Origin of the sequence: Neorhizobium vignae, from assembly GCF_000732195.1 — a bacterium.
Lineage (GTDB): Bacteria > Pseudomonadota > Alphaproteobacteria > Rhizobiales > Rhizobiaceae > Neorhizobium > Neorhizobium vignae.
On sequence record NZ_JNNU01000002.1, the window covers coordinates 942,910 to 950,880 of the forward strand.

Here is a 7,971-nt window from a genome sequence, read left to right on the forward strand (position 1 = left end):
CGTTACTGTCGGATCGGCGCCAGGAGATCCATGGGCATGCCAGCCTTTTGACGGGAGTCAACTTCGACATAGCCAGGATTCGTGACGCCACCCGGGACAGCAAACTCATTCCGGGCATACGCCTCAGCCTGACCGACGGGCTTCAGCTTCATTGACTGAAGCAGGCTGCCCGATGCGGCCAAGATCTTGTATTCGGCGAAAAGCGAAGCAAATCGTGCGGTTTCCGCAAGAATGCTGGTGTTGAAACGGGTGTTCTGGGCATCCAGCACGTCGAGAAGCGAACGCTGATTGACCTTGAACTGCTCGCGATACGAAGAAACGAGGCTGCCGTTCGTCGAGGACTGGCGCGCCAGGATCGTCGACAGTTCGCCGCGACCGCTGCGCTCGTTCCATGCGGAGCGGATGGATTCCTCAACCTCGCGATGGGCCTGCGCCAGACCGTAACGCTGTTCGCTGGCGCGACGGATCTGTTCCTGCTCGCGCGCCTGGTCGATGCCGCCGCGATAGAGGTTCCAGCGGGCGGTCACGCCGACCTGAACGTCGTTGGTATTGCCCTGGTTGCCATCGATGTCGTTGCCGACGCGTGCGCTACCCTGAAGGTCGACCTTCGGGAGATAGTTGGCGCGCGAACCGCGAACGCCTGCATCCGCCGCATCGACGTCGGCATCGGCCGCGTGAATCTGCGGGCTGTTCTTCTTGGCGATGAAGATAGCATCGTTGAGCGTCTTCGGGATGAACTTCGCGAGCGATACCGGCACCTTGACCGGACCGATCGGCTCGCCGACGGTCTTCAGGAAGCGGATCTTCGTGAGTTCCAGCTCTTCCTGGGCTTCTCGCAACCGGGCCCGGGCCGCTTCGAGGCGCTCACGGCCCTGCAGACGGTCGGCGTCGGTCAAGGCACCGCCCTGGATGCTGGCGCCGATATCGCCGAGAATCTGGTTGTGGGCAGCGACGTTCTGCTGGGCGATACCGACGATCTTGGACTGCAGGATATACTCAAGATAATCTTGAGTAACCTGAAGAGCCAGCGACTCGGACCGCTCGACGACGCGGAACGAAGCGCCATCGACGCGCGATGCCTGCTGCTCCACCTGAGAGCGGCGGCTCCCGCCGTCAAACAACGTTTGAGTAATTGTCAGGCTCGCATCGGAGCCTTTGAAGTTTTCGTAGTCGCGTGTCAGCGTGCCAGTACTGCTGTTGGACAGTCTACGACGGCTCACACCCGCCTGCAAATCTATGGAAGGAAGGTAAAGACCCCGCGCCTGCCGCAACTCGAACTCGACCGCTTCACGGTTTTCTACCGCCTGCATGATCTGCGGGTTGGTTTTGAGTGTCTTTGCTACCGCTTCATCGAGCGTCATCGCGTTGGCAGGTGCGCTAAACACAACCCCCAAGGCTACGGTCGCCAGCAGCGTCGCTAGAATTCTTGTGCTCTTAAACAATCGGATGCCCCTCGCCGATTAAAATCCCATGTCGGCATTCATATACTGCGGCGATTTCGTTGGGAAGTATTATCATTTCTAATTCAGCGGCCCAAGCCTGCTTCCGATATTCATCACTCTAGGGTTAATTACCAAATGGAAACCAACCATCCATTTGTTTTTTAACAAAAAATTTATAAATCCAACCGATTGGACGCAAAAGTAGATAGTCCCGCACGTTTTCGCAGGCGTATACATTTACCTCCTGTGTAGCCGCCGGGACACATGGACAACTGCTCTTCCGCGGTGGATGGATACACGCCCCCCACCCCTGCTAATTGTATAAATTCAGAACAGTCATTGATTGTTCGAGTTCTTTAGCAAGACATTACTTAAACAAGAAAAGGCGCTTGCGCGCCTTTTCTCCGGTTTCCGACTTGCAACGCTCTTCACTTTATACGTGCGAGATGTTCGCCGAGTGCTTGTCGTCGTCGAAGAGGATCTTGACGGCTTCGGTGTAGTTCTGAAGCACGGCGACGTCCTTCCAGCTGTCGGTCGCGACCTGAACACTGACGGTCGTGTCGTTGCCGGCGATCGTCGTGCGGACATTCGCGGCGGCCTCTTCACCGGTTGCCTGATGACCAAGCAGGGTGTCGAGAAGCTTCGAAACATCGACCGCATCGCCTTCGCTCGACTTGTAGTCGGTGATGATGTCGGCCATGTCCAGTTCGTGCAGGGCCGAAGGATCGAGCACGAACGTATCCGCGCCGGCACCGCCGGTCATCTGCGTCAGGCCCGGCATGGCGGCGAGGATGTCGTCACCATCGGTCCCGACCAGGACGTGATCGGGCGCATCGCTGAACAGAGTGTCGAACCCGACCTCGACGAAGGAGCCGGTCGAACCGTCGGCATAGGTGAACGAGCCTTCCGCAAACAGCGCCTGGCCGTCGATATACCCTTCCGCACTGTCGGCATCGAGCGAAATGCCGGTGATGCCGTAGTCGTTCAGACCCTTCAGCTCGCCCTCGTCGCTGACACCGTTGCCGTTGGCATCCTGCCAGACCAGCAGCTTGTCGAAGCCGGTGTCGGACGCATCGATCTTGCCGTCATGATTGACGTCAAGCGTCGAAAGCGCCGCCACACCGCCGGCATGAGCGCCACCGGCAAAGTTCGGGGTGAAGATTTCCGAACCGTTGTCGATCTTGCCGTTGCCGTCGACGTCAAAGGCAAGGATGCCGTCGGTCTTGGTCCAGGCCACCTGATCGAGCTTGCCGTCAGCATTGATGTCGAACTTCACGCCGTCATCGACCGAGGTGAAGGCGAAGCCGTTGTGGTCGAGGTCGAGGATGATGGGGTCTGCGGCGGCGACGAAATTAGCCGCCGAAAGCTTCCCGTATCCCACGTTATTGAGCGTCATAACGTGCTCAACAATTATCTGGCTCGAGTTTGGACTTCCAGACGCAGGATCAGTTACATCGTTAATCTGGACCATATAAATCCCGGCATGTGCATTATTCGCCTGGGTATTCTGATAGACTACAAATGTATAAATTCCCGGTCCCGGAAAATCCTTGGTAGCCGCAGCAATTATATCCTCAACATTGCTTCCATCGTTATCCTGACTAAGGGACCCCAAGGTGGCTCCGCTATATTCAAGAGCTATAATTTTCACGCCGGCCGCAACATCGGTATTCTCTGAAGTAATAACCTGAAACGCACCACCCAGAACATCAGCGCCAGCCAAATTCAAGGATATCTTGTCGCCTACGGCATCAAAATTAGTGACCTTTGCATCGGTGGTTCCAGATGGGTTAAGCGTATCGTTGCTGTAAATGATCTTGTCGTAGTTCGTCATGTTTACGGTTTCAGACCCCGTGACTGTGATGGTGTCGATCTGATCATCCACCGGCGTTACAGCGACGCTTATAGTAGCAGTTGCCGCCGTCGAATTATCTTCATTGCCATCCTCCAGGCTGACGCCGAAGGAGCCGGAAGTGGTTTCCGAACCGTCATGCCTAAAGCTCACAAGGTTGTCGGCAAGCTGTTGAGCTGTAAACGTCGTTGCAACAATACCGTTGACTAGAACCAAACCATTCGTCGTGGACGTTACAGTAAAGGTCACGCCAGTGCCGATGTCATCCGGATCACTGAAATAGAGATCCTGGGAAGTTACAGCAACAGTGGCACCTTCATTGACAGCAAGGGCATGATCGCCGGTGATAACCGGCGCGTCATTCACCGCATTCACGGCAATCGAGATCGAACCTGTGGAAATTTCTGTATCCTCGTAAACGAGGCCGTCGGAGAGCATAGCGCTGTCCAGAACCTTTGCCGCCACGCTAAGCGTGAAGCTGCCGGCAAAATTCTGCGGCGGGGTCATCGTCAGGCCGGCGGTGTTGATCCCGGCGGCATTCTCGATAACCCAGACCCCGCCGACCAGCGTGCCTTGGTTGAAGGTCGCGCCGGCCGGAAAGCCCGTCAGTTCGACGCGCGTCACCTTTTCCGACCCATCAGTGTCGCCAAGGGCAATGTTGAGCCCAATGGCGGCCGTGCCGTCTTCGTTACCAAGACCAGAACCGGAAATCGTCGCCGCATCCGCGACAGGGCGGATGTTGAGCGTGATGGTTGCCGAAGCCGTGGTCGTGCCGTCGCTGACCGTGTAGTCGATCGTGGTGATACCGCTGGCGTTGGCTTGCGGCGTGTAAACCATGTCCCCGTTCTGATAGAGCCAGCCGCTGCCCCCCGGCCCCGACGTGATGGTTGCCGCGGTCGGGTACAGAGTGTCCCCATCAACATCGGTGTCGTTGGCGAGGATATTGGCGCCGGACGTCGTATGGTCCTCGTCGACGAAAAAGACGTCGTTGTGCGGGGTCGGGGCATCGTTGACCGGCGTGACCGCGATGCTGAACGTGTCCGAAACATCGTTCAAGCCGTCGGTTGCGGTTACCTTCACGTCGAAGCTGCCATTGTAGTTCAATGGCGCAACACCGCTGAACGTCCGTGTCCCGGCATCGAAATGCAACCATGTCGGCAATGCCGAACCATCGCCGAGGGTGGCCGTGTAGGTCAGTGCCGAGTCGACATCCGAGAACGCGTCCGCCGGAAGCTGGAAGGAAATCGTGCCCTCCTCCGCAATGCTCTGGTCGGTAATCGGATGAGCGAGAATGGGCGCTTCGTTGACGTTGGTCAGCTGCACGCTGAAGGTTTCGGAATAGCTGCCGTTCTTGCTGTCCGTCACCAGCACGGAGAGGCCGATTGACGGGGTCGCCTCATAGTCGAGTACCGCACCCGCAGCGACGCTGATCTCGCCGGTCGAGGCGTTGATCACGAACCTGCCGTCTGCCGACGTCAGCGACGTAGAGCTATCGGCGAGGATGAAGGCATAGCTCAGCGGGTCGATAGAACCGTTCACATCGACGCCATGAACACTGCCGACGATTGTGCCCGCAGCTGAGTTCTCCGCAACGGTAAGACCCAAAGTCGTCAGATCCGTCGGCGCCTGCTCGATCAACTGGGCTGCAGAGACCGTGCCGTCGAAAAACTGGAAACTCTCGACGCCGGTCGCCTTGAGGACAGGTCCGCCATTCGGGAGCGAGATCGTGAACTCGCCGGTGGCGGGATCCTGCGTGACGGTCACGTCCTTCCAGACGCTTTCGCCCGCCTCGTCACCGATGACAAGCACGTCGGCTCCCCCGGCACCCTTGACGACCACGCTGTGGCCGGAAGCAAGCTCCGAGACGTTGAAGGTTTCATCGCCCTCTCCGCCTTCGTAGGTGATGGTCGAGGTAAGCAGAGAAGTTCCCGCAAAGCTGCCGTTGACGTCAAGAGTATCGGCACCGCCGCCGCCCTGAATGACGATGTCTTCGATCTCATTGACCTCGACGGCCAACGCCCCGTTCACGGTCAGCAGAATTTCGGCCAAACCGGCATATGGAGCCCCGGGGTGAGCGGCGTTATAGGCCGCGACGCTCCAGATCGCATACTGCTCGCTTGCGGAGGAGCCGACAACACGCAACAGGTCACGACCGCCCGCCAGTTCAGTGCCGCCATCGACGACATCCAGGCCGTCGCCGACGGACCACTGTATCGTATCGTTACCATCTCCGCCACTGATGATGTCGTCGCCCTTGCCGCCGACCAGCGTATCGTCGCCGTCCTCACCGTAGAGCTCGTCGGCACCGCCGCCGCCTTCGATATGGTCGTTGCCGCCACCAGCGAAGATGGTGTCGTCGCCGGCGTCGGCCGGGTTCGGGTTACCATCGTCTTCGCCATAGAGCCAATCGCCGCTGGAGCCACCATAGATCAGGTCGTCGCCGCCCTCGCCCTTAGCCGTACCGCCGCCATTGCCGAGGATGAGCACGTCATCACCGGAACCGGCATAGAGGTTGTCGCCAACATTGTCGTTCCCACCGATGAGAAGATCCTTGCCTGCACCACCGAGAAGCGTGTCGGAACCCGCACCACCCTTGAGAATGTTGTCCTTTCCGTCACCGGCCAGAATATCGTCGCCGATACCGCCCGTCAGGTTTTCGATATCGACCAGCGTATCCGTTCCGACGGCATCATTGACGCCGTTGCTATCGATTGCGCTGTGGGCCGGAATAGCGGCCGGCCAAGTTGCGGCGTCGCCCAGGTTGGCGAGCACACCCGTCGTCAGCGACGAGTAGTCTGCGGTGTCGCCGCCGAAAGCCGAAGCGATAATCGCTGCAGCGTCACCCGATGCAGGGTTGGATGGCCGGTTGAAGCCAACGGCACTGTTGGTGCCGCCGTCGAGCAGATCGTCGCCCTTGCCGCCGACCAGCGTGTCGTTGCCATCTTCGCCATAGATCTTGTCGGCGCCGAGACCACCCCAGATCACGTCGTCGCCATTGCCACCCGTCAAGGTGTCATTGCCGCCAAGCCCTGAGATCAGGTCATTGCCGTCGCCGCCGTTGATGATATCGGCGGAATTCGAACCGCCGAGAATGTCGTTGCCGTTACCGCCTTCGAGGGTGATCGGTCCGCCGTCCGCGGTGGAACCTGCAGCCAGAAGAATGACGTCGTTGCCATCGGTACCGACGATCTTTTCGACGCCGGAGAGATAACCCGGAGCCGTGCTGTAATCGGCCACGAAGCCCGGTTTGCCGTCCCGCTCGAGGACGATCGTGTCGTTTCCTGCGCCACCGATAACCTTGTCGGCAGTGCCCGCAAGACCGGCGATATTGACAGCCACGAGACTGCCGTCACCCAGCTGAATGTTGCGGGTACCGGAACCGGTCACATCCGCGCCAAGAACGAAGGTATCGTCACCTTCGCCGCCGTCGAGGATATCCGCACCGAGGCCACCGTCCAGATGGTCACTGCCGCCATTGCCGGTGAGCTTGTTGGCTTCGCCGCCACCGATGAGAATGTCGGCGGCAGAACCACCCATCGCATCATTGATGCCGGTCACATTGTCGATGCCGATAACCTTGTCAGTGACGAGAGCACCGTCGGTTGCCCGGTCGCCGGCTACCGTCTGTCCGAGCACCGTCTGCGCTGCGCCATCGAGATTGACGAAGACGCTCGAAGTCAGGTTCGAGTAGTTGATGGAGTCGATGGTTCCGGCCGCATCGACACGGACCACGAAGGTATGCTCGGCGGTCGTGTCGTGATCCGCATCCGTCGCGTGATAGGTGAAGGCCAGATCGATGTAATCGGCAGTGCCGATCGGCGCCGGGTGATCGAGCGGCTGCAGCAGGTTGAAGGTGTAGCTGCCGGAAGCGAGATCCGACAGCAATACGTTGAAGACCACAAGATTGGCGTCGGCCGCACTCGCCGGAATGGTCCCGCCGATATAGCCCACGAGATACGCGCCAACGAATGCAAACTGTACCTGCGCGCCGTTCGAAGTCAGGTTGGGCAAGGCGCCTGCGGGACCCGATACGGTTACGTTGTTAGCAGCGACCGGCTTTGCGAACGTCAACGAACGATCGTTATTTCCGGCATTCGAATTGGCGTCATCGCTGCCCCAGGAAACGGAGAGCGCCACATTGCTAAGCGTCTGGACGCCGTCTTCGAATACCGTCTGGATGGCGGGAGCCGCCCCGATAGTCGGCACACCATCGGCGACATCGATCTTGAACGGCTGGTCGACAAAGTCTCCGTCACCGTCATAGACACGGGCGACGAGATCGAGCGTGAGGCTATCGCTGCCGGCCGGATGATCGAGGTTCTGATGGAGAGTGACGACAAAGCTGCCAGGATGGACCACGGATACGATAAAGACCGGATTGTCGACCGTATCGCCATCCTTGAAGGCAACGAGTTGCTGATCAACGCCGTTGGTGGTCAGTATGGCATAGTGCAATCCAACGCCATCCGAGGTCAGGCCAGCATTGATGATCGGATCGCCGTTTACGTCTGTGCCAATAGCGACGTGGTTATTTTTGTCTGCCCCAATCTTCACATTCAGACTGTCGAAGTCGAAGGAAACCGAAGGCAGTCCAACCTCGGACACATTGCCCGAACCGGCAGGCCCGGCAATGATCGGGCTATCGTCGATGACATTGACCTGGAAGTTGTTCTTGAC

Annotated in this window: 3 protein-coding genes; 1 reads left to right on the plus strand and 2 read right to left on the minus strand. The window is 58.7% G+C overall.

Going from position 1 to position 7,971, the window contains the following annotated elements:
- Positions 1–2 precede the first annotated feature (2 nt).
- Positions 3–1,442 carry a TolC family outer membrane protein gene (locus GQ59_RS04645; RefSeq protein ID WP_152564208.1) on the minus strand — a complete coding sequence of 480 codons (1,440 nt, stop codon included), beginning with the start codon at positions 1,440–1,442 and terminating at the stop codon, positions 3–5.
- A 433-nt stretch (positions 1,443–1,875) separates the two neighbouring features.
- Positions 1,876–6,852 carry a beta strand repeat-containing protein gene (locus GQ59_RS04650; protein ID WP_152564209.1) on the minus strand — a complete coding sequence of 1,659 codons (4,977 nt, stop codon included), beginning with the start codon at positions 6,850–6,852 and terminating at the stop codon, positions 1,876–1,878.
- On the opposite strand from GQ59_RS04650, the gene GQ59_RS31750 reads away from it, so the two are divergent.
- The coding region (locus GQ59_RS31750) for a hypothetical protein (RefSeq protein ID WP_152564210.1) at positions 6,754–7,971 on the plus strand (1,218 nt) is incomplete at its 3' end. The two genes, GQ59_RS04650 and GQ59_RS31750, sit on opposite strands and share 99 nt — an antisense overlap.